Source organism: Nitrospirota bacterium, assembly GCA_016195565.1.
Lineage (GTDB): Bacteria > Nitrospirota > Thermodesulfovibrionia > Thermodesulfovibrionales > UBA1546 > UBA1546.
In genome coordinates this window covers 88,019-106,150 of sequence record JACPZK010000005.1, presented here as the reverse complement: position 1 = coordinate 106,150, position 18,132 = coordinate 88,019, and the positions used below count along the sequence as shown (strand labels likewise).

Below are 18,132 nucleotides of genomic sequence, written 5' to 3'. Positions count from 1 at the left end.
ATACAGGGGCGCTAAATGAATATTTATAAACTTAGAAGCCTGGACCATAAAAGACAATTCAGTCTCCTGCTGATTCTTATTTATATCATCTCTCTTCCCGTAATCTCTACTATCACATACTTTGTCCTGCGGCAGAATGCAATTAATCATGCCTATCAGGCGAGCAGGCTATATATTGCTGCCATAGATGCGGTAAAGCAGTATGTGGAGGAAGAACTGAGACCTGTCCTTAAGAAAGAACTGCCGCACAAGTTTATACTGGAAGGCATGTCCAGGTCTTATGCTGCCGGGAGCACTGCAAGGAGAATACTGCAGGGATTCCCGGATTATATCTTTAAAAATGCTTCTGTAAACCCGACGAACTTAAAAAATAATGCCGACGAGTTTGAAAGAGGTATAATTAACGCCTTCAGAACAAAGAAAGATATCAAGGAATGGAAAGGTTTTATATCAAAGGAAGGCTACGATTACTATGTTATTGCCCGCGCCGGCAGCCCTGTTAAGGAAAGCTGTCTTTACTGTCATGGAGACCCTGCAGCGGCTCCAAAAGAAGTAATAGAAAGATACGGCACAACATCCGGATACTATATGAAGGCAGGCGAAGTGGTAGACGCATTTATAGTATACATACCCATCCATATACCGCTTGCAAACGCCAGAAAAGCTGTTGCGATTTTTATCGGCATTTATACGATATTCTTCGGCATTATTTTCTGGCTCATTAACAAAAGATTCGGATGGTTTTATGAGAAAATTGAATTGGATAAAAAGACAATCGAGGATATAAGTAAAGAGGTTCTAAATCTAAATCACGAAATGGAGGATATAGTCGCTGAACGAACCATGGGCATGATCGGCTTGAGAGTAGCTGACCGCATCCGAAATCCTGTCACTGTTATCGGAGGGCTTTGCAGACAGTTGAGCAAAAAAGAAATGGAAGGAATTCCTAAAGATAAACTTGAAGATATCCTGTCTGAGTGCCAAAAAATGGAAAAGATTGTTGCCGATTTTGATGAATTGGTAAGGAGCAAAAGATTTCTTTTCAAGCGCGAGGACTTTAATGAAATTGCATATTCCATAATTCGCCTTGTAGAACAAGAGATAAAAGACAAGGATATCGGACTTTCTGTTAATTTATACGATAAGCCCCTGATGTTCAATGCAAACAGGCAGTTGATAAAAATAGCCGTAAGACATATTCTCGGTAACGCTATTGATGCCACTCCATCCGGAGGGAAAATAACGATATCCTCAAGCGTAAAAGAAGATAATATATTTCTAACAATCACAGACACCGGGAAGGGGATGACCTCAGAGGAGCTGCATAGGATATTTGAGCCGTTTTACAGCACAAAGGGAAGAACAGGGATGGGGCTTCCTCTTGTCAGACAAATCATATCAGAACACATGGGAGAGATTATAATAGACAGCAAGCCAAACATCGGGACCACTGTCCAGTTTACCTTCCCCACACGATGGATGGAAAAGGAATAGCGCTAAAATATCATTTAAACAGGAGAGCTTCTTGCAAAAGTCCTGAAAAATAGGATTGCTTCGCTCCGCTCGCAATGACAAATGGCGTGTTTATTGTCATTGCGAGGAGTGAAACTACGAAGCAATCTTATATATGTTACTTTTGCAAGAACCTCAGGGATATTCTTTTTAAATAATTCCCCTGTTTTTGCATTTCTGCAAATGAAAATCCTATTTTCGCAATTTCGCGGAAGATTTAGAATTACAAATCCTTAAGAATCAATAATATTCAACCTGGCATGGAAGATGCAGCTATAAGAGGAAGAACAACGAAAGGAGGAAACAAAAATGAAAACAAGGGAAATGGCAAAGAAAGGATTATACATCGGAGCAGGGGCAGGGCTTGTGCTCTTTGCAATAATCGGATTGCTCCCCGGCTCATTTATAGGAGGTGTTATTGGACTTAACATAGCAGGCAGCATATTCGGGACACCTGTAAGTTCAGCAGTGCTGCCAAGAATAATAGTTGGAGCATCTATGGTGTTCGGGATTCTTATGGCTGGTTTCGTATTCGTAACAGGAGCTTCACTTCTTGGCTGGCTTGCCGGACATGCAATAGATGCAGTAAGGTACGGCAGGACAACCGGCATGGAAGCAACAGTAAAAACAAAGTAAAAAGCCGACGGCTGTCAGCTATCAGCTTATAGCTAAAAAGGAGGTCTAAAATGAAAGCAAGAAAAGAAATGGTAAGGATGGGAACAAAGATAGGCGCAACATTAGGGAGCATAGCCTTCTTAATCTTCGGGGTTCTTCCCGGGTTTTACTTCGGCAGCTATGGTTCACTGATAGTGCTTAAGCATCTGGTGGGAGGCCCTGTTGAGCCTACGGTATTGGTGAGGATGTTTATGGCAGTAGGAATACTGCTTGGGATAGTATGCGCGGCGTCGGTGAGCATAGTGGTAGGTTCAATAATAGGGACAACCCTCGGTTATCTTGTAGAGGTTGTAACAGCGCCCGCGGATGTAAGAAAGCCGGCAGAGGCCACAACCAAGGCAGAGTAAACCCCGTGTTCACTCTAAAAGGAATTATATCTTCATCCCCGCTGCAAGCAGCGGGGCTTTCTAACGGGGTAAAGCTGTTAGAACAGAACAAAAAAGGGGATATGCACCCTTTTTTTATTTGCCGGCGGTTATTCTTGTTGTATTGCAACATTAAATGTGATATTTTTAATTAAAGACTTGTTCTGAAAAGGGGGCTGTTATGGAAACTGAAACGCCTCAAAAAAGAGAGCTAATCTCAATGGGAACAAAGATTGGCGCTGTTCTCGGCGGTATCGCATTTATTATTTTCGGACTTCTTCCCGGATTTTATTTTGGAAGTTATACTGCGCTCGTTATCGCAAGCAAATTAGCCGGCGGGCCGGTTTCTGCTACGCTCCTCATAAAAGTGATGGTTGCCATCGGCGCTTTAATGGGTATTTTATGTGCAGCTGCCCTCTTGATTGTCATTGGCTCACTGGCAGGCACTGTCATCGGATATGTTTTGACATATTTCTCAAAGAACGGAAAGAAGTGAAATTTTTTAAAAAAGGGGGGCAAATATGAACAAGAAGGTCTTTTTAGGACTTTTAGTTTTTGTCATAGTGATGACAGGAGTATTCTTATATGTAAACAATGCCGTATTCCCTTCTCCCCAAAATTGCAAGGTATGCCATTATATGGCGCCGTTTTACAAAAAGTGGGAGACTTCTACTCACAACAAAGTACCGTGTCTTAAATGCCATGAATATACACTTACTGCCGCGCTCGCAGGACAATTCAGGTTTTTAGCAGGAGGATATAATCCCCGTCCTTTAACCAATGTCCCGGATAAAAACTGTCTTCAGTCCGGATGTCATGATAAGAGACTGGTAGAATCAAAAGTCATATTCACAAAGAGGGGTATAAACTTTGACCATAAGCCGCATTTCACAGAGATGAAAAGAGGAATAAAACTTCACTGCAGAAGCTGCCATTCAGATATAGTTCAGGGAGAACATGTAAAGGTATCTACGAATGTATGTTTCCTATGCCATTTCAAGGGAGTTACGCATGATAAGGCTGTTACAGGCTGCCCTTCATGCCATTCATCACCAAAACAGCCTATAGTGGTAAAGGGCAGGACCTTTTCACATGAACAGGCGCTGAAGGCAGGCCGTAAATGCAGCCAGTGTCATATAGAAATAACAAAAGGCGATGGTGAGACTCCAAAAGATAGATGTTATTTTTGCCACATAGAAAAGACAGAAATGTATCAGGATATTAAATTCGTTCACGAAAAGCATGTTACGCAAAAGCAGATTGACTGCCTGTGGTGTCATTCACGAATAGAGCACGGGAAGATAAAGATGGGCAGCAAGAATTAAAAACCAAAACTCAATAGTTGTTCTCAGGTGAGGTTCTGTCATTGCGAGCACCCGAAGGGTGCGTGGCAATCTTATCGGAAAAGGCGAGATTGCTTCGTTACACTCGCAATGACAATTTTTATCGCTGGATTTGGGTATATATTCCGTTTAAAGAGAGGGGGTGAATATCCCCCTCTCTTTTGGGGTTAATAATTTTGTCTAAAGGTTTAATTACTATTTTTTATTTCACAAATTATGGGTTGGGTTGGGTAGTTATGTATAATAAACCGCTATTTAAAATAGTTGGACACATCTCTGAACTAAGAGGGGGTTACATGAGAAGGGTTTCAGTGATAGTTTTTTTATGCTTTTTCCTGTTTTGTTTCAGCTATTCTGCAAATGCCGAAACCTTTACCCCGTTAGAAAAGCAGGGCTTTCTAACGGGGATTAACTGTCTTGCCTGCCATAGCGCGATGAAGGGCAAGATACGTACAGAAAAAGGTAATTTGGTTGATGTGAATGTGGACGGTGAGAGATATTCACAATCTATTCACGGAGGATTTGACTGTATCGCATGCCACAAACAGTTTGGCATGAATCCTCATAAACCAACAGCAATGGGTGATGTTCCAAAGGACATTGCTGTATTGGCAAGCAAAATATCGCACAAGGCAAAGGTTGACCCCGTAGCCCTTGCTGCATGTTCGGAATGTCATGGTGATATTTATAAATCGTGGCAGAACAGCATTCACGGCAGCAATGTAATACAGAAAAAACAGTCTGACGGAGCTTCCTGCATAGACTGTCACGGCTCGCCTCACTATATCACATCTAAAAAAACAGAAACTTCAACCATTAACAAAAAGAGTGTTGTCAGGACCTGCGGCAAGTGCCACGAAAAGAAAGAATTGGCGAAAAAATATAATTTGGGGACACATATACTTGAAAGGTATTATGAGAGTTTCCATGGTAAAAAATATATACTGGGGCATCAAAATGCACCTGTCTGCACAGATTGCCACAGCTATCACGATGTAAAGCAGTATGAAGAGCCGATGTCCCCTGTTGCATGGAATAACAGGACGGAAACCTGCGGGAAGTGCCATAAGGGAGCTACCAAGAAGTTCGTCGCCGCAATCACCCATAAACCCATTGGCAAGGATAATCCCATCCCATATTACTTTGGAAAAAGTTTGACAGTTCTTTTAGTGTCTGTATTTGTATTTATTGTTGGTCACGTAATTCTTGAGGCATTTGCGGAAATCAGGGACAGGGTCTTTAGAAAAAAGGAGGAGCATCATGAGTAATGAGGTCCGAAAGGAATATCAGCGGTTCAATCTCATTGAGAGAATTCAGCATGTAATTCTTTTTACAACGTTTTTACTCCTCGCCTTTACCGGCTGGGCCTTGAAATATCCAGAGGTTGAACACTATTCAAAATGGTGGATAGGAATATGGGGCGGCCCTGAAACAGCAGGGATAATTCATCGCATTGCCGGCATTACAATGCTTCTGGATTTTACCTGGCATGTCCTTTATTTGGGATACAGTCTGGCAACAGGCAAAATGAAGGTGCGCAAGGACACAACCATTATCCCGCTCCCGAAGGATGTATTTGATCTCATCAAAAATATGCTGTACTTTTTCGGATTAAGCAAAGAGAAGCCGCAGTTCGGCAGATACAGCTATATCCATAAATTTGACTACTGGGCGGTCTTCTGGGGCATGGGAATCATTGGACTGTCAGGTCTTTTCCTTGCATTCCCGGTTCATGCGTCATATCTTTTCCCGGTTTGGACTGTAAACTGGATATGGGAAGTAATTTCTGTCATGCACAGCGACGAGGCGCTTCTTGCCATAGTCTTTATACTCTTCTGGCATTTCTATAATGAACACTTAAAATGGGATAAGTTTCCCATGAGTATGACATGGATTACAGGAAGGATTTCTATAGAACAGATGAAGCATGAACATCCTCTTGAGTATAAACTTGAGTTTGAAGATAAAAAAGGGGAAAATAAATGAGATGGGCGGTATTAATTGTTATTGCCGGTTCACTGATATTAGGGTGCTCTCAAAAGACAGAGAAAGAAAGGGCTGAAAAAGCTCCTGAAATGGTGATCTCTGCTGCTGAAGCAGTCAGCAGTCTCCCCTGTTTCAAGTGCCATTCTTATCAGAAGTTTTCATCCGCTCCGCAGAAAGGAATATTTTCGCATCAGATACACACAAAAACAGGGTATCATTGCAATCAGTGCCATGATTTTGAAGCTCATAAATATATGAAGATAAACAAAGACATTTGCGGCAACTGTCACAACATCAAGGTTATTGCTCTGAAAAAGACGAGCATGCCTTCAAAGTTTAATCATGAGTCGCATTCTAAGATGTTTGGCTGCAAGGAATGTCACCCGAAAACGTTTGTTATGAAGGCAGGCGCTGCTCATATTACAATGAAGGATATCAATGAAGGGAAGTTCTGCGGCGCTTGCCATAACGGAAAAACAGCCTCTCCTGCGTCGGATTGTGAAAAGTGCCATAAGGGATAAGAAAACAGGTAAAGGAAAAGGTAAAAGGTAGAGAAAGAAAAATTATTACTCTTCGCCTCTACCTTTACCTCTACCTCTGCCTATCTTTTGTTAGCGCCTTAAAGAATCCTGCAAGCATTACGCTAAAGATCCCACCGATAAAAGCGCCGAATGCTCCGATGATTCCAACGACTATTATCACGCCTATAATCACTATGAAACTGCCGGGCGACAGATTGGTTTTGAACAGGCTGTTCATATCATTTGCCACTGCTTCGCTCCATCCGCCTCCAAGGCTTTTGCCCAGCAGGAGATCCATGCTTAAGGCGACTGCAATCCCAAGAATGCCGCCGCCGATAATGCCGATATGAAATGTTTTTTTCATTTAACACACTCTCTCTGTCATTGCGAGCCAAAGGCGAAGCAATCTTGTCTTTTGAGATTGCTCCGAGCCTGCCTTGAGATTGCTTTGGGATTTCATCCCTCGCAATGACATCATATATTTTACTTACTCCTCTATCCCGTATTTCTTAAATTTCCTGTAAAGCGTTGCAAGGTCTATCCCGAGGGCTTTAGCTGTCTCTTCTTTATCCTTATTATGCACCTTATATGCTTGCAGAATCAGCTTCTTTTCATAATCGCTTATGTGCAGTTTAAGAGTGGAAGATGCGTCAGGTTTTTCATTCGCATTCTTTACCTTCTTAATCTTGTCCTGAAGGTCATCAGTGGTTATATAATTGCCTTCTGTAAGCACCACCGCCCTCTCAATAACATTGCCCAGTTCTCTTACATTTCCCGGCCATGAATATTCTATTAATATGGAGAGGGCTTGTTGGTCTATGCCTTTTAAATTTTTTTTATGTTCCTCTGAAAATTTTGTTATGAAATGTTTTGCAAGCACCTCTATATCGTCCCTTCTTTCCCTCAATGGCGGTATCTTTATCTCTATTACATTCAACCTCCAGTAGAGGTCCTCTCTGAACTTTCCTTCTTTCAGTCGGTTTTCTATGTCTGTGTTGGTTGCTGAGATTATCCTTATATCAACACTTTTGTGCCTTGTGTCTCCAAGGGGATAAACCTCTCCTGTCTCCAGAACCTTTAAGAGTTTTGCCTGTAGATTAACAGGCATGTCGGCTATCTCGTCGAGGAATAGTGTTCCCTGATGGGCCAGGGGTATAAGCCCTAATTTGTCAGATACAGCGCCGGTAAATGCCCCCTTTTTATAACCAAAAAGCTCTGATTCCAGAAGTCCCTCTGGGATAGCAGAGCAGTTTATAGAAATAAACGGCTTGTCGCGCCGCGGACTGTTGCAGTGTATAAGTTCTGCAAGGAGGCCTTTCCCTGTCCCGCTCTCGCCCAAAAGAAGCAGATTGCTTTTTGTAGGCACCACTTTCTCAAGAGTCTCAACAATTCTCAGCATTGACTCGGAGTTTGCAACGAAATCTTTACAAGCTATATGTTGGCTTATCTGTTGTTTGAGAGCGATATTTTCGGTTATAAGTTTCTTCTGTTCAATGACCTTCCTTATCGTAAGTTTTATCTCTTCATTGAGGAAGGGTTTTACAATGTAATCAGCAGCGCCTCTCTTCATAGCCTCCACCGCAGATTCAACAGAGGCAAATGCAGTCATCATAATTACCGTCGTGTCAGGGCTTATCTCCTTTGCCTTCTCAAGCACTGTCATTCCATCAACCTTTCCCATCTTCAGGTCTGTAAGCACTATATCAAAGCTTTCTTTATTCAGTTTATCTATGGCATCTTCACCGCTATGAATAGAACTGACAGAATAATCCTCCCTCTTTAGCAGGAATTCAAGCGCCCTGCATATATCAGGCTCGTCGTCCACTATAAGTATTTTCGGTTTCATAAATTTTTAACTTTTAATTCTAAATTTTGCACTTTACTTATATGGCATTGTTATCGTAAACACACTCCCTTTGCCAAGCTCGCTTTCAATGCTTAACGCGCCGTTCATCTTTTTTATTATGTCATAGCTGACTGCAAGCCCTAAACCTGTGCCTTTTTCTTTTGTTGTGTAAAACGGATCAAATATTTTCGTTAAATCTTCTTTTGGAATGCCAACCCCTGTATCCTCAAACCTGATAACGATATCGCTGCCTTTTGTCATGCTTTTTATGGTAAGGGCGCCGCCGTCAGGCATGGCATCGATAGCGTTTAATATCAGATTAACAAATACCTGTGAAAGCTGGTTGCCGCCGCAGACTACTGCCGGCAGAGACGGCGAAAGTTCTTTTACAATGGCTACGTTTTTCGCCTTCTTGTCGTATTGAATGAGGTTAAGAGAGGTTTCTATAATATCGTTTATCCGGCATTCGCTGGCCTCTCCGGCAGGCATTCTTGAAAAGCCTGAAAGCTGTTTCAGGATTTCTGAAATTCTGTTGATGTGAAAATAAATCGTATCAAGGCTTTCTTTTTTGAATTTGTCATCCTCCATCTCCCTGAGTATCTGAATAAATGAAAAGATTGACGTCAGCGGATTCCCTATTTCGTGGGCAATGCCTGCTGCAAGCCTGCCGATGGATGCAAGTTTTTCAGAGTGGGCTATCTTCTCCTTCTCGCTGGCAAGCTCAGCAGTCCTTTCGGTTACTCTTTCTTCAAGCTCGGCAGCGTATCTTTCAAGCTCTTCTTTACGCTTTGAGACTTCCTCTGCTTTTATTCTTTTTTTATTGAAAACAATCAGTAAAGCTGAAACAATGCTTGTTGTTATAAAAATGGAGATTATGAGATAGGAATAAAGTTTCATGCTCTGTCTTGTAGCCTGAGTCACTTCGGAATACGGGGACGAAATAGCTATTATCCATGAGATGTTCCCGATATCCACAGAGGAAAAAGCGAGTATCTTGTCTTCCCCTGTTGCAGCGATATGCCTGCCGTAAACGCTTGCCTTTCCTTCTATAATCTTTTTTTCAAGGTCAAAACTTATATGGCATTTAAAACATTCCGGCGATGCTTTGTAGACATTCCCGCCGACCATTTCAGGCTGTGTAGGATGATAAATGAGAGTCCCGTTTTTATTCATCATCCATGCATATCCCCTTGCGCCCAGTTTTATTCTGCTTACAAAGTAATCTGCTATGTCATTTATCCTCATTGACTCAAAAATCACGCCTCTTAAAGCATTCTGATAATAAACCGGAGCCAGTACATAAACAGTGTTTTTCGTCTCTAACGTGCCTATACTGCCGGGAGCTGTTTTTTTGGCAAGGCTGACAATTTCGGAAGCAGCCGCTCTGATCTGCTCTTTATCCCCTTTATAGAAAATTACGCCGCCCCTCGGGTCAAGAATGCCCAGGGTTGTTGCGACCGCCTCCTGACTAATCTTTGCATCCCTAAGCATCCAGTTAAAATCACTTCTGTTTTCCAACTCCGCCTTCGAGAGAAGGCCTGCAAAATGGAGAACATTTTTTTTGAGGAAATAGATATGCGACTTTATGCTTTCGGCGATTGACCCTGAAAGCAGGAGCTGCTGCTTGTTGAACTGCTCTGCCATCTCCATCTGAAGGGACTGCTGAAAAAAGACATTCAAGGTAATAAGCGCGGAAATTACTACAATCAGAGTTCCGATTATTAATAAATAACTCTTCATTACTGCCTATATGATAACAAAAAGAGAATAGTATTATATACCAAGAAGAATATGGTTTTTGCTTCAGATAATCCTGAATGTCAGAAGCGCTCCGATTATCACTATGGTAGCAGCCACATATATTTTAAAAGTCTTGAGCGATATTTTCTTTAAGAAACTTTTACCTGCAAATGTCCCTGCAAAAGCCGATGCAGTTGTTACGAGCAAGAGGATTGCATTGTCAGTAAGCACATCTTTATTGCTGAATATATAAACCGGAATCCTTGTCACATCCACAACGGATGCGATTATCGCTGCTGTAGCTACAAAGGTCTCTTTCGGGATATTGTAATTGAGCAGATATGCGCTTCTTATTGCGCCCTGATTCCCGACAAATCCTCCAAGAAGCCCTGAGAAAAAGCCTCCGATGACATCTATCTTCTTTGGAAGTCTAAGCTTTTCTCCGAAGCCTGAAATTTCCTTTAATCCAAGAAAAATCAAAGATGCTCCGAGCAAAATCTTTACAAGGGACGAATCCATTTTCCCCTGCAAGAATGCCCCGATAAAAGCCCCTATCAACGTTAAAGCTCCGAAGCGTTTTAAAATATCTAAACTTACATAGCTTCTAAAAAGGGAGAGCTTTAAGAGATTATTCGCAAGATGCACGACAGCCACTATTAGTATGGCAATTTTTACGTCGTAAAATATGAGAAAGACAGGAGTGAGTATTGTCGCGAGTCCAAACCCTGCCATGAGCGTCAGTGACGCCGATAGAAATGCTGCAACAACAGGGATTAAAATGTTTATTTCAGTCATTTCATCACCTCTTCCACAAGTTCATTTATCTTTTCTTTTATCTTTGACAATGCCTTAATGCCTTTCGGGGTTGTCTTGTAGTATTTTCTTATTTTCCCTTCGACATTTTCTGAGTACGACCTCAAGAACTTCTCCTCTTCAAGTTTATGCAGTATGGGGTAGAGCGTGCCGGGACTCAACTTATATCCGTGCATGCCGAGCTCTTCTATGAGCCACAATCCATATACAGGCCCTTTGGAGGCATGGTGCAGGATATGAATTCTTATAAAGCCTAAAAAGAAGTCTCTAATCATTTTTATATTTCATTTTTAAGTTTGTTATGCTATTGTATCAGAACTCGATAACGGAAAGCAATAATATAGATTATTAGATACAGGGGGTGTTCGAGATGAACAATAACAACCGGAAAAATAAAAACAGCATCGTTGAATTAATTAAATTATTCCTCAAACTGGGGACAATAGCGTTCGGCGGCCCCGCAGCCCATATAGCCATGATGGAGGAAGAGGTGGTTCGCCGCAGGAAGTGGATAACGAGGGAGCATTTTCTCGACCTCGTTGGAGCGACAAATCTCATCCCGGGCCCTAACTCCACAGAAATGGCAATCCACATCGGATATATAAGAGGAGGGCTTTTAGGGCTTGTTGTTTCAGGTCTCTCGTTTATCCTGCCTGCTGTTATTATCACTGGCGTCCTTGCATGGATGTATGTCAGATTTGGGGCAATGCCGGAGGTGGCGCCGTTCCTTGTTGGCATTAAGCCGGCGGTTATCTCTATTATCCTCGTAGCTGTTATTCGATTGGGCAAGACAGCAGCAAAGAATACTCAATTGATAATAATAGGGACTGCTGTTGGCGCTGCATCTTTACTGGGAATAAGCGAGATACTGGCATTACTCTTTGGCGGTATGAGCGGAATAATCCTTTATAAGATGAAGCGATCAGAGGGCAGAGTGCCTTCAGGGTGGATACTTCCATTTTTAGTCAATCTCGGGAACATATTTAAGAGCAGTGAAGCAAAGGCAGCAGTGGCGGTTTCGGCTACAGGAATAATCGGGATATCTCTCTGGAAATTAGGGTTGTTCTTTCTTAAGGTAGGTTCTGTTCTATATGGAAGCGGTTATGTCCTTATTGCCTTCCTTGAAGGCGGGCTGGTAAAAGACTATGGATGGCTTACACAGCAGCAACTGCTTGATGCCATTGCCATCGGACAATTCACGCCAGGCCCTGTCTTAAGTACTGCGACTTTTGTTGGTTATATTGTTTCAGGTGTGCCTGGAGCTTTGGTATCTACCGCTGCTATATTTCTTCCCTCATTTATTTTTGTCTTTCTGTTGAATCCTATCATCCCCCGCCTAAGGTCATCAAAAATGATGTCGGCATTTCTCGATGCTGTGAATGTAAGCGCCATTGGTTTAATGGCAGCTGTAGTTGTCAATCTCGCCGGTTCGACACTTACAGACTGGAGGACAATCTTTATTGCAGCAGGCGCCGCAATTGCAGGAATTCGGTTTAAGCTGAATGCAGCATGGCTGGTAGCCGGAGGGGCGGTTGCGGGCTGGTTCTTACAGATTATTTTCAGGTGATATGCTTCTCATAAAATGAAAGAGGGACGGGCCGAACCCGCCCCTCTTAGTTTAAATGTTTAGAGGCCTTCTACATTGTGGCACTTGCCGCAGGCATTGGTGTAAGGAATAGGCATTGCCTTTCCGGGTTCAACACCCTTCACCCCGACATTGTCCTTTCTCGGGACGTCAAAGAGGTGAGAGGTGATATCGTTCACCCAGTAGTTTTTGCCGTCTTTCCTCACAAGACCCTTGCCGCGCCCTGCACCTGTCTGCATGGTTTTTGTGGCATGGCAGTCAACGCAGTTTATCTTGCCCATCTCGGCAACACCGGTCTTTGCCTCCATGTGCTTCTTGATGTCGGCATTTGCCTTGTGGCAGGTGGTGCAGAGGGAATTCTTCGCATCCTTCACATCTGCTCTCATCTGATGCTTGTAGTTTGTCATTCCGTGAGGATCGTGGCAGTCACTGCATTTCAGAAGGTGATTTCCGTTCCTGTATTTCTTAGACTTGATGAAATCTGTATACTGCTGGTGATGCGCTTTTGAGTGAATCCCATCTGCCCAATAGTCACCCTTTGCAGCGTCTTCCCTTGTTGTGTAATTAACAAGATAATCGTTTCTGCTTGTGCCGGGAATCATCATCTTGTTGTCCTTGTTTACGGGCTGGTCATTATTGAGGTTGCCCTGCGGCCTGCTGTGGCACTGTCCGCAGACTACAGAGGAGCGCTCTGTCGAAAGTTTGCCCGGGCTGACTATTGTAGATGCCTTCTTTTCCTTCGGGGCTTTTACATGAGCGGATCCCGCTCCATGGCAGTTTTCGCATCCAATATTTAATTCATTGGGTATGCCGTCTCCGTCAATATCAGCCTCGCCATTGGGGTCATTCACAGCGCCTGCAATGTACTCGCCAGACTCAAGGTGCTTGAGCGTGTAGCCGGTGTAATGGCAGGATGCGCATTCCTTTTCAAAGGATTTTGCTATTGGAGGATTGCTCAGCTTCTTTGTCTGTTCATTGAAGAGCCAGTCGCCATGATAGTCCCTGAAAGCCTTTCTCGTTCTGTCACCGTAGCTGTCATCCCCTGTAGGATTGTACTGGACAAATGGGAAAAGGTTTTTGCCAACCCTGTAAAGGTAGCGCTGCTTGTAAAGCCCGCCGCCGTAAGTCATCTCCACAGTGTATGTCTTCGCAGGGTCTGAGGTGTCTTTCACATTCTCTGTCTTGAACTTCAGTTTGCCGTCTGTATCTTTAAAGAATGTGGCTGTAAAACTTACGGATACAGGGTCGGAGGGCATCTTTTCGGAAATCATGTATTTGTCAAACCCCCTGCCTTTGTCGAAGCTATAGAAATAGAATTTGGCGCCTGCCAACAGTTTGTTCAGACCATCATTGTATTGTGGGAACCGCGAATAATCCTGCAGTTTGCTTGGCTTCCCTACAACACTTATCCCCAGTTTATGCAGGGTCTTTTTCTCTGTCTCATATGCCTTGTGGCATGTAAGGCATTTTGACGTCCCTACATATGTTGCATCGGCAGGGACGTTTCCCGATATGAGTATCTTTAAGGTCTTGCCCTTGAGTTCGGCTGTTGACATTGCCTTATCTGCTTTGTCACCGCCCGGAAGATGCTCTTTGTCTGAAGGCACAACATAGATGAAATATTTTCCGTCTGCCACACCGGCAATTTTAAAGTTTCCTTTCTTGTCTGTTGTGCCTTTCTGATACTTATCTTTGTTTGCAGCAAGATTGTCTTCCAGCGGCTCGTCATTTTTTGAGTCCCTTTTAATCTCTATCGGTGTCTTTGCCATCGCCTCCACATCGAATGAAGGGATAAGATAAACAGCGGCATTCTCCGCTGCCTGCCCTGATGCATCCTGAACAATACCTTTAATGGTATTGCCCCCTGTTTTTTTGCCTTCTGCCTGTGTGCCATAGACTACAATTCCCAACACACAGAAACAGATAAGCAGTAATACTAAAACTCTTCTATTCATTTTCATCCTGTCTCTCCTTTCTGCCGCAACGGGCAGTATAATTTAAATAAAATAGGATTTAATATTTAAGAGCAAAAGTTTCATTATAATGGATTAAATCTTTTGTATTTTAATTTTAATCAGGAAAGGGGTTCAATAGAAATGTTGTTTACTGATTAAGGATGATTTGTGAAGAACAATTCACAGGAATACAATCAAGCGTTGTCATTGGAAGCTTATTAAATCTGGGGGTAAAACTTTCAGGGGGCTTCTTACAACCAGCCCCCTTGAAAGTTTCTAATCAATCTACTTAGGTACGTCTTCTGCCTTAGACTTAACCGTGTAATCGATGCCGCTGTCAGGAGGAGTCTTCATCTTTATCACCTTGATGAAGCCGTATCCCATTCCCTCGTGGCAGGCATTGCAGGACTTGGTTACTTCCATGTATGCCTTCTCAAATGCCTTGAAGTCCTTGTCAACAATCGTCTTATTCACCGGTGCAAAGGTGTCAGTGTAGAAGGCTTTCCATACTTGATACTCAGCCGGTTTCGTCACTTTTGCGGGGTTCATGGCGCCGTTCATGTACTTTGACATGTAGTAGGCAAGCCCCCAGTTCCCGTCTTTGGCCGCAAAATACATGTTCTGGAAGCGATCTCCAACTTCCCGCATGGGGACGGCAAGCTTCGGCAGCGCCCCTCTTATCTCGTCGATCTGCTTCTGCACGTCATCCGCTGCTGAGGCAAAACCCGTCCACGCCGCCACACAAATAGTGATGGCAAGGATTAAAATTACTGCTTTCTTCATCGTTTTATCCTCCTTATGGATTAAATCTTTTGTATTTTAACTTTAACCATGAAAAGGATTCAATAGAAAAATTATTTACAGATTAGACATATTCTGTGAAGAATAATTCACAGGGAATTGTCCCTTGGATGAGATGTCATTGCGAGTCCCGATAAAATCGGGGCGCAGCAATCTCAAGAAAGAGATTCTTCGCTAACGCTCAGAATGACAGTGTAAGGAAGAGTTTAATCGCTACATTATGCTGAAAGGTAATTCTCAAGAATTTTGAGGCAGGACAGAATTCTTTCTCCTTCTTCTGTCAGGGAATATGACTTATCCGTATCCTGTTCTATAATGTCGGATTCTTTAAGCATCTTAAGGTGGAAAACAACTTTTGTGTGGTCCTCTATACCAAGTTCTCTAACAATTTCCATAAGGCGCATGCTTTTTCTTGCCTGAAGCAGCCTGATGATGTTTCGCCTTATGGGATTGGACAGAGAACTCAGCGTGTAGTCAAGGTTCAGTTTTGTTATGCCTTCTTCAAATTTTCCTTCTTCAATAACGCGCCTTATAGTAGTGAGGAGGCCGTCTATTCTGAATGGTTTGGATATATAGTCACTTGCGCCTTTTTTTATGGCATCCACAGCATTTTCTACTGTTGCAAAAGCGGTAATCATAATGACTTTTATTTTTGGTTTGATTTTCTTTATCTCCTTAAGAACGTCAAGCCCGCTCATCTTGGGCATCATTAAATCAAGAAGCACAATATCAAAGTCTTTAGAGGCGATTTCCTCTATTGCCTCTTTTCCTGAGGGCGCCTCAGCTATGTAATAGCCTGCTCCTTTCAATATCTCAGAGAGGTTTGCCCTCAATTCCACATCGTCATCTACTATCAGTACTTTTTTCATACCTTATCCTGCGATAAAGAATCCCCTATCGGAAATTTAACAATTGCTGTTGTTCCTTCCTCCAAAGTGCTTGTTATCTCTATTGAGCCGTTATGCTGGTGGATAATGCTATAACAGATTGAAAGACCAAGTCCTGTCCCTGCCCCGATTTCTTTTGTTGTAAAAAAGGGGTCAAATACCTTTGAGATGTTTTCCTTTGGAATCCCAACCCCTGTGTCGCATATCTGTACATTGACCATACCATTGCTCGATGAGGCAGCAATATAGATGTCCCCTCCGTCTGGCATTGCCTCAATAGAATTGGACAGGATATTAAGGAAGACCTGCTCCAGCTTTCTGTGGTCAGCCATCACATCAGGGATATCTGATAAATTCTCGTGAATTGTTACGTCGTTAAGCTTGTATTTTAGAAGAGTTAGAACGCTGGTTATTACATTGTTAATATTTAGAGGAATAAATTCTAATTCTCTCTGGTGGGAAAACTGAAGCAGTTCTTTTGCAATGGTGGATGCCTTGTCAACATTCTTTTCGATCGTCTCGAGTTTCTGTAAAATGTTCTTATCGGCGGCGCTGTTTTCAAACCTGTTTTTCAGGATTTGCACATTCAGGGATGCATTCGTCAGTGGGTTATTTATCTCATGGGCAATGCCGGCTGCAAGCTGTCCGAGCGATACAAGCCTGTCGGATTGTGCAAGGCGTTTTAGCTGTTGTTCCAATTTTTTCCTTGTTTCTATATCAAAAACATTCAGCGCCTTTATGATAAAACATGCTATCAGGATTGCCGATATGCTGCGAAATATCTCTATGCGTATGGGCAGCCACGGCAGTATGGCATAGGAAGATACCAGTCCCGCAAATATGCCATAAAATATGAAGACAACCCCTGCGTGATGGAGGTTTCTTGCTATTGGAAGGCTCAGGTTTTTTACCTCTCTGGAATAGGCTATCAGCCCGTAAGCAGTCACGAGCCCGCCGATAAGGCCAAAGGTGTTTCTTGCCCTCATGTCAGCCATTTCAAAAAATGAAACATCCATAGTGAATCCATAATTCCATAGGGGTATTCCCCAGAGGAGAAAGAGAATTAGAGGAGTTGCTTTTAGCCATTTTGCCCATTTATTATTGACAGCCTGTATGAGTTTAATGCCAAATTCTAAGAGCAGAAAGAAAGAAACCATAACAGCAGATACTGTAAAGAGCTTTATGTAAATCATCTCGGTTACTGATATGTACTGCCCCTGCAGAAGGAGATAGAGTTCAAGCCATTCATGACTGCCGTGTATAAATCCAAAACCGGCAAGAAGCCAGAGGCACCCTGCAAGTTTCAATTCGCTTCCCTTCATATTTTTTACTGCAATAGCGGTTCCGAGAAAGAAAAACGCAAGGCCATAAAAGAAATAAAGAAAGCATATCGATGGAATATTTGTAAGCAGGCTGAGATCAGGCGTCCAGATTTCTTTCATTATTTAAATTTAATGATAACAGAGAAAAACGCTACTATGCAATCCTTTCCCCTTGTGGGAGAGGGGACTTTAAGGAATTGCTACCTCTGTTTTTGGGAGAAGTTTCCCCATAGGGTTAAGATTATTTCAATGGTATCAGTTTCGCATGCGCCTCGGCGATTATGGAGCCGTCTTCCTTTTTTAAAAGACATGAATATGCCTCAATAAGTTTTGAGCCTCTTTTTGTTATCTCTGCCCTTACGATTGTTTCTTCATCCGCCATCAGAGGTTTCTTAAATCTTATATTTATTTCAGCAGTAACGGGGTTTATGCCCTCGGCTATAGCAGCCTGTATCATTGCCTCATCAAGCACAGTTGTTATAATCCCGCCGTGCGTTATATCCCTATATCCCTGATGTATCTTCGAGGGTGTGAATTCAGATGTGAGTTTGCCGTTGGAATAATTAAAGGACAGTTTTAACCCGCAGGGATTTTCCCTGCCGCAGGCAAAGCAGTAGTTGTCATCTTCAAGTTTTATTGACTGCATTTCAAAACAAAATATAACATTACGCCGATTTATAAGGCAAGAATTTATTTGGCATCAAACAAATAGGACTGACTTGAGCGGCATCAGAGATTTTTCGGTAACAGTTCTTAACGAAATGAAGCGGCCACAGCCTCG

19 protein-coding genes are annotated in these 18,132 nt (G+C 42.7%); 9 read left to right on the top strand and 10 right to left on the bottom strand.

Annotated features, from left to right (window positions below):
* Nucleotides 1–15 precede the first annotated feature (15 nt).
* The 8 genes from HY035_02015 (at nucleotide 16) to HY035_01980 (ending at nucleotide 6,402) form a co-directional block, all read left to right on the top strand.
* Complete coding sequence (locus tag HY035_02015) at nucleotides 16–1,494, top strand: DUF3365 domain-containing protein (GenBank protein ID MBI3377166.1); 1,479 nt, start codon at nucleotides 16–18, stop codon at nucleotides 1,492–1,494.
* Nucleotides 1,495–1,821: 327 nt separating this feature from the next.
* Complete coding sequence (locus HY035_02010; GenBank protein ID MBI3377165.1) at nucleotides 1,822–2,148, top strand: hypothetical protein; 327 nt, start codon at nucleotides 1,822–1,824, stop codon at nucleotides 2,146–2,148.
* A gap of 50 nt (nucleotides 2,149–2,198) precedes the next feature.
* Nucleotides 2,199–2,534 (top strand): hypothetical protein, encoded by a 336-nt coding sequence (locus HY035_02005; GenBank protein MBI3377164.1) that lies wholly within the window; start codon nucleotides 2,199–2,201, stop codon nucleotides 2,532–2,534.
* Nucleotides 2,535–2,733: 199 nt separating this feature from the next.
* A complete protein-coding gene (locus tag HY035_02000; protein MBI3377163.1) occupies nucleotides 2,734–3,048 on the top strand; it encodes a hypothetical protein in 315 nt (104 codons plus the stop codon).
* A gap of 25 nt (nucleotides 3,049–3,073) precedes the next feature.
* On the top strand, nucleotides 3,074–3,877 hold the full coding sequence (locus HY035_01995) for a hypothetical protein (GenBank protein MBI3377162.1): 804 nt from the start codon (nucleotides 3,074–3,076) through the stop codon (nucleotides 3,875–3,877).
* 314 nt (nucleotides 3,878–4,191) lie between these two features.
* Complete coding sequence (locus HY035_01990; protein ID MBI3377161.1) at nucleotides 4,192–5,163, top strand: hypothetical protein; 972 nt, start codon at nucleotides 4,192–4,194, stop codon at nucleotides 5,161–5,163.
* A complete protein-coding gene (locus HY035_01985; protein ID MBI3377160.1) occupies nucleotides 5,156–5,881 on the top strand; it encodes a cytochrome b/b6 domain-containing protein in 726 nt (241 codons plus the stop codon). The genes HY035_01990 and HY035_01985 overlap by 8 nt, the downstream gene beginning before the upstream one ends.
* A complete protein-coding gene (locus tag HY035_01980; protein MBI3377159.1) occupies nucleotides 5,878–6,402 on the top strand; it encodes a cytochrome c3 family protein in 525 nt (174 codons plus the stop codon). The genes HY035_01985 and HY035_01980 overlap by 4 nt, the downstream gene beginning before the upstream one ends.
* A gap of 70 nt (nucleotides 6,403–6,472) precedes the next feature.
* On the opposite strand, the gene HY035_01975 is transcribed toward HY035_01980, so the two are convergent.
* The 5 genes from HY035_01975 to HY035_01955 form a co-directional block, all read right to left on the bottom strand.
* Entirely contained in the window at nucleotides 6,473–6,766 is a 294-nt protein-coding gene (locus HY035_01975; GenBank protein MBI3377158.1) for a hypothetical protein, read from the bottom strand.
* Between the two features lie 123 nt (nucleotides 6,767–6,889).
* Complete coding sequence (locus tag HY035_01970) at nucleotides 6,890–8,248, bottom strand: sigma-54-dependent Fis family transcriptional regulator (GenBank protein MBI3377157.1); 1,359 nt, start codon at nucleotides 8,246–8,248, stop codon at nucleotides 6,890–6,892.
* A 33-nt stretch (nucleotides 8,249–8,281) separates the two neighbouring features.
* A complete protein-coding gene (locus tag HY035_01965; protein MBI3377156.1) occupies nucleotides 8,282–9,988 on the bottom strand; it encodes a hypothetical protein in 1,707 nt (568 codons plus the stop codon).
* A 63-nt stretch (nucleotides 9,989–10,051) separates the two neighbouring features.
* On the bottom strand, nucleotides 10,052–10,783 hold the full coding sequence (locus HY035_01960; protein MBI3377155.1) for a sulfite exporter TauE/SafE family protein: 732 nt from the start codon (nucleotides 10,781–10,783) through the stop codon (nucleotides 10,052–10,054).
* Nucleotides 10,780–11,076, bottom strand: coding sequence for a helix-turn-helix transcriptional regulator (locus HY035_01955; protein ID MBI3377154.1), 297 nt, complete (start codon nucleotides 11,074–11,076; stop codon nucleotides 10,780–10,782). The genes HY035_01960 and HY035_01955 overlap by 4 nt, the downstream gene beginning before the upstream one ends.
* A gap of 95 nt (nucleotides 11,077–11,171) precedes the next feature.
* Between HY035_01955 and chrA the strand changes: the two genes are divergently transcribed.
* Entirely contained in the window at nucleotides 11,172–12,368 is a 1,197-nt protein-coding gene (chrA, locus tag HY035_01950) for a chromate efflux transporter (GenBank protein MBI3377153.1), read from the top strand.
* Nucleotides 12,369–12,427: 59 nt separating this feature from the next.
* Here the strand turns inward: chrA and HY035_01945 are convergent, their stop codons facing one another.
* From HY035_01945 to HY035_01925, 5 genes are all read right to left on the bottom strand, one after another.
* Nucleotides 12,428–14,341: a hypothetical protein gene (locus tag HY035_01945; GenBank protein MBI3377152.1), complete on the bottom strand. Its 1,914-nt coding sequence runs from the start codon at nucleotides 14,339–14,341 to the stop codon at nucleotides 12,428–12,430.
* A 285-nt stretch (nucleotides 14,342–14,626) separates the two neighbouring features.
* Nucleotides 14,627–15,124 carry a hypothetical protein gene (locus HY035_01940; GenBank protein MBI3377151.1) on the bottom strand — a complete coding sequence of 166 codons (498 nt, stop codon included), beginning with the start codon at nucleotides 15,122–15,124 and terminating at the stop codon, nucleotides 14,627–14,629.
* 236 nt (nucleotides 15,125–15,360) lie between these two features.
* Nucleotides 15,361–16,011, bottom strand: a complete 651-nt coding sequence (locus tag HY035_01935) for a response regulator (protein MBI3377150.1) — start codon at nucleotides 16,009–16,011, stop codon at nucleotides 15,361–15,363.
* Nucleotides 16,008–17,471 carry a hypothetical protein gene (locus HY035_01930; protein MBI3377149.1) on the bottom strand — a complete coding sequence of 488 codons (1,464 nt, stop codon included), beginning with the start codon at nucleotides 17,469–17,471 and terminating at the stop codon, nucleotides 16,008–16,010. Before HY035_01930 ends, HY035_01935 begins: the two co-directional genes overlap by 4 nt.
* 121 nt (nucleotides 17,472–17,592) lie before the next feature.
* Nucleotides 17,593–17,997 (bottom strand): PaaI family thioesterase, encoded by a 405-nt coding sequence (locus tag HY035_01925; protein ID MBI3377148.1) that lies wholly within the window; start codon nucleotides 17,995–17,997, stop codon nucleotides 17,593–17,595.
* Nucleotides 17,998–18,132: the final 135 nt, after the last annotated feature.

Coding starts and splice junctions, on each gene's coding strand:
- HY035_02015 (MBI3377166.1), top strand. CDS start 16: ATGAATATTTATAAACTTAGAAGCCTGGACCATAAAAGACAATTCAGT.
- HY035_02010 (MBI3377165.1), top strand. CDS start 1,822: ATGAAAACAAGGGAAATGGCAAAGAAAGGATTATACATCGGAGCAGGG.
- HY035_02005 (MBI3377164.1), top strand. CDS start 2,199: ATGAAAGCAAGAAAAGAAATGGTAAGGATGGGAACAAAGATAGGCGCA.
- HY035_02000 (MBI3377163.1), top strand. CDS start 2,734: ATGGAAACTGAAACGCCTCAAAAAAGAGAGCTAATCTCAATGGGAACA.
- HY035_01995 (MBI3377162.1), top strand. CDS start 3,074: ATGAACAAGAAGGTCTTTTTAGGACTTTTAGTTTTTGTCATAGTGATG.
- HY035_01990 (MBI3377161.1), top strand. CDS start 4,192: ATGAGAAGGGTTTCAGTGATAGTTTTTTTATGCTTTTTCCTGTTTTGT.
- HY035_01985 (MBI3377160.1), top strand. CDS start 5,156: ATGAGTAATGAGGTCCGAAAGGAATATCAGCGGTTCAATCTCATTGAG.
- HY035_01980 (MBI3377159.1), top strand. CDS start 5,878: ATGAGATGGGCGGTATTAATTGTTATTGCCGGTTCACTGATATTAGGG.
- HY035_01975 (MBI3377158.1), bottom strand. CDS start 6,766: ATGAAAAAAACATTTCATATCGGCATTATCGGCGGCGGCATTCTTGGG.
- HY035_01970 (MBI3377157.1), bottom strand. CDS start 8,248: ATGAAACCGAAAATACTTATAGTGGACGACGAGCCTGATATATGCAGG.
- HY035_01965 (MBI3377156.1), bottom strand. CDS start 9,988: ATGAAGAGTTATTTATTAATAATCGGAACTCTGATTGTAGTAATTTCC.
- HY035_01960 (MBI3377155.1), bottom strand. CDS start 10,783: ATGACTGAAATAAACATTTTAATCCCTGTTGTTGCAGCATTTCTATCG.
- HY035_01955 (MBI3377154.1), bottom strand. CDS start 11,076: ATGATTAGAGACTTCTTTTTAGGCTTTATAAGAATTCATATCCTGCAC.
- chrA (MBI3377153.1), top strand. CDS start 11,172: ATGAACAATAACAACCGGAAAAATAAAAACAGCATCGTTGAATTAATT.
- HY035_01945 (MBI3377152.1), bottom strand. CDS start 14,341: ATGAATAGAAGAGTTTTAGTATTACTGCTTATCTGTTTCTGTGTGTTG.
- HY035_01940 (MBI3377151.1), bottom strand. CDS start 15,124: ATGAAGAAAGCAGTAATTTTAATCCTTGCCATCACTATTTGTGTGGCG.
- HY035_01935 (MBI3377150.1), bottom strand. CDS start 16,011: ATGAAAAAAGTACTGATAGTAGATGACGATGTGGAATTGAGGGCAAAC.
- HY035_01930 (MBI3377149.1), bottom strand. CDS start 17,471: ATGAAAGAAATCTGGACGCCTGATCTCAGCCTGCTTACAAATATTCCA.
- HY035_01925 (MBI3377148.1), bottom strand. CDS start 17,997: ATGCAGTCAATAAAACTTGAAGATGACAACTACTGCTTTGCCTGCGGC.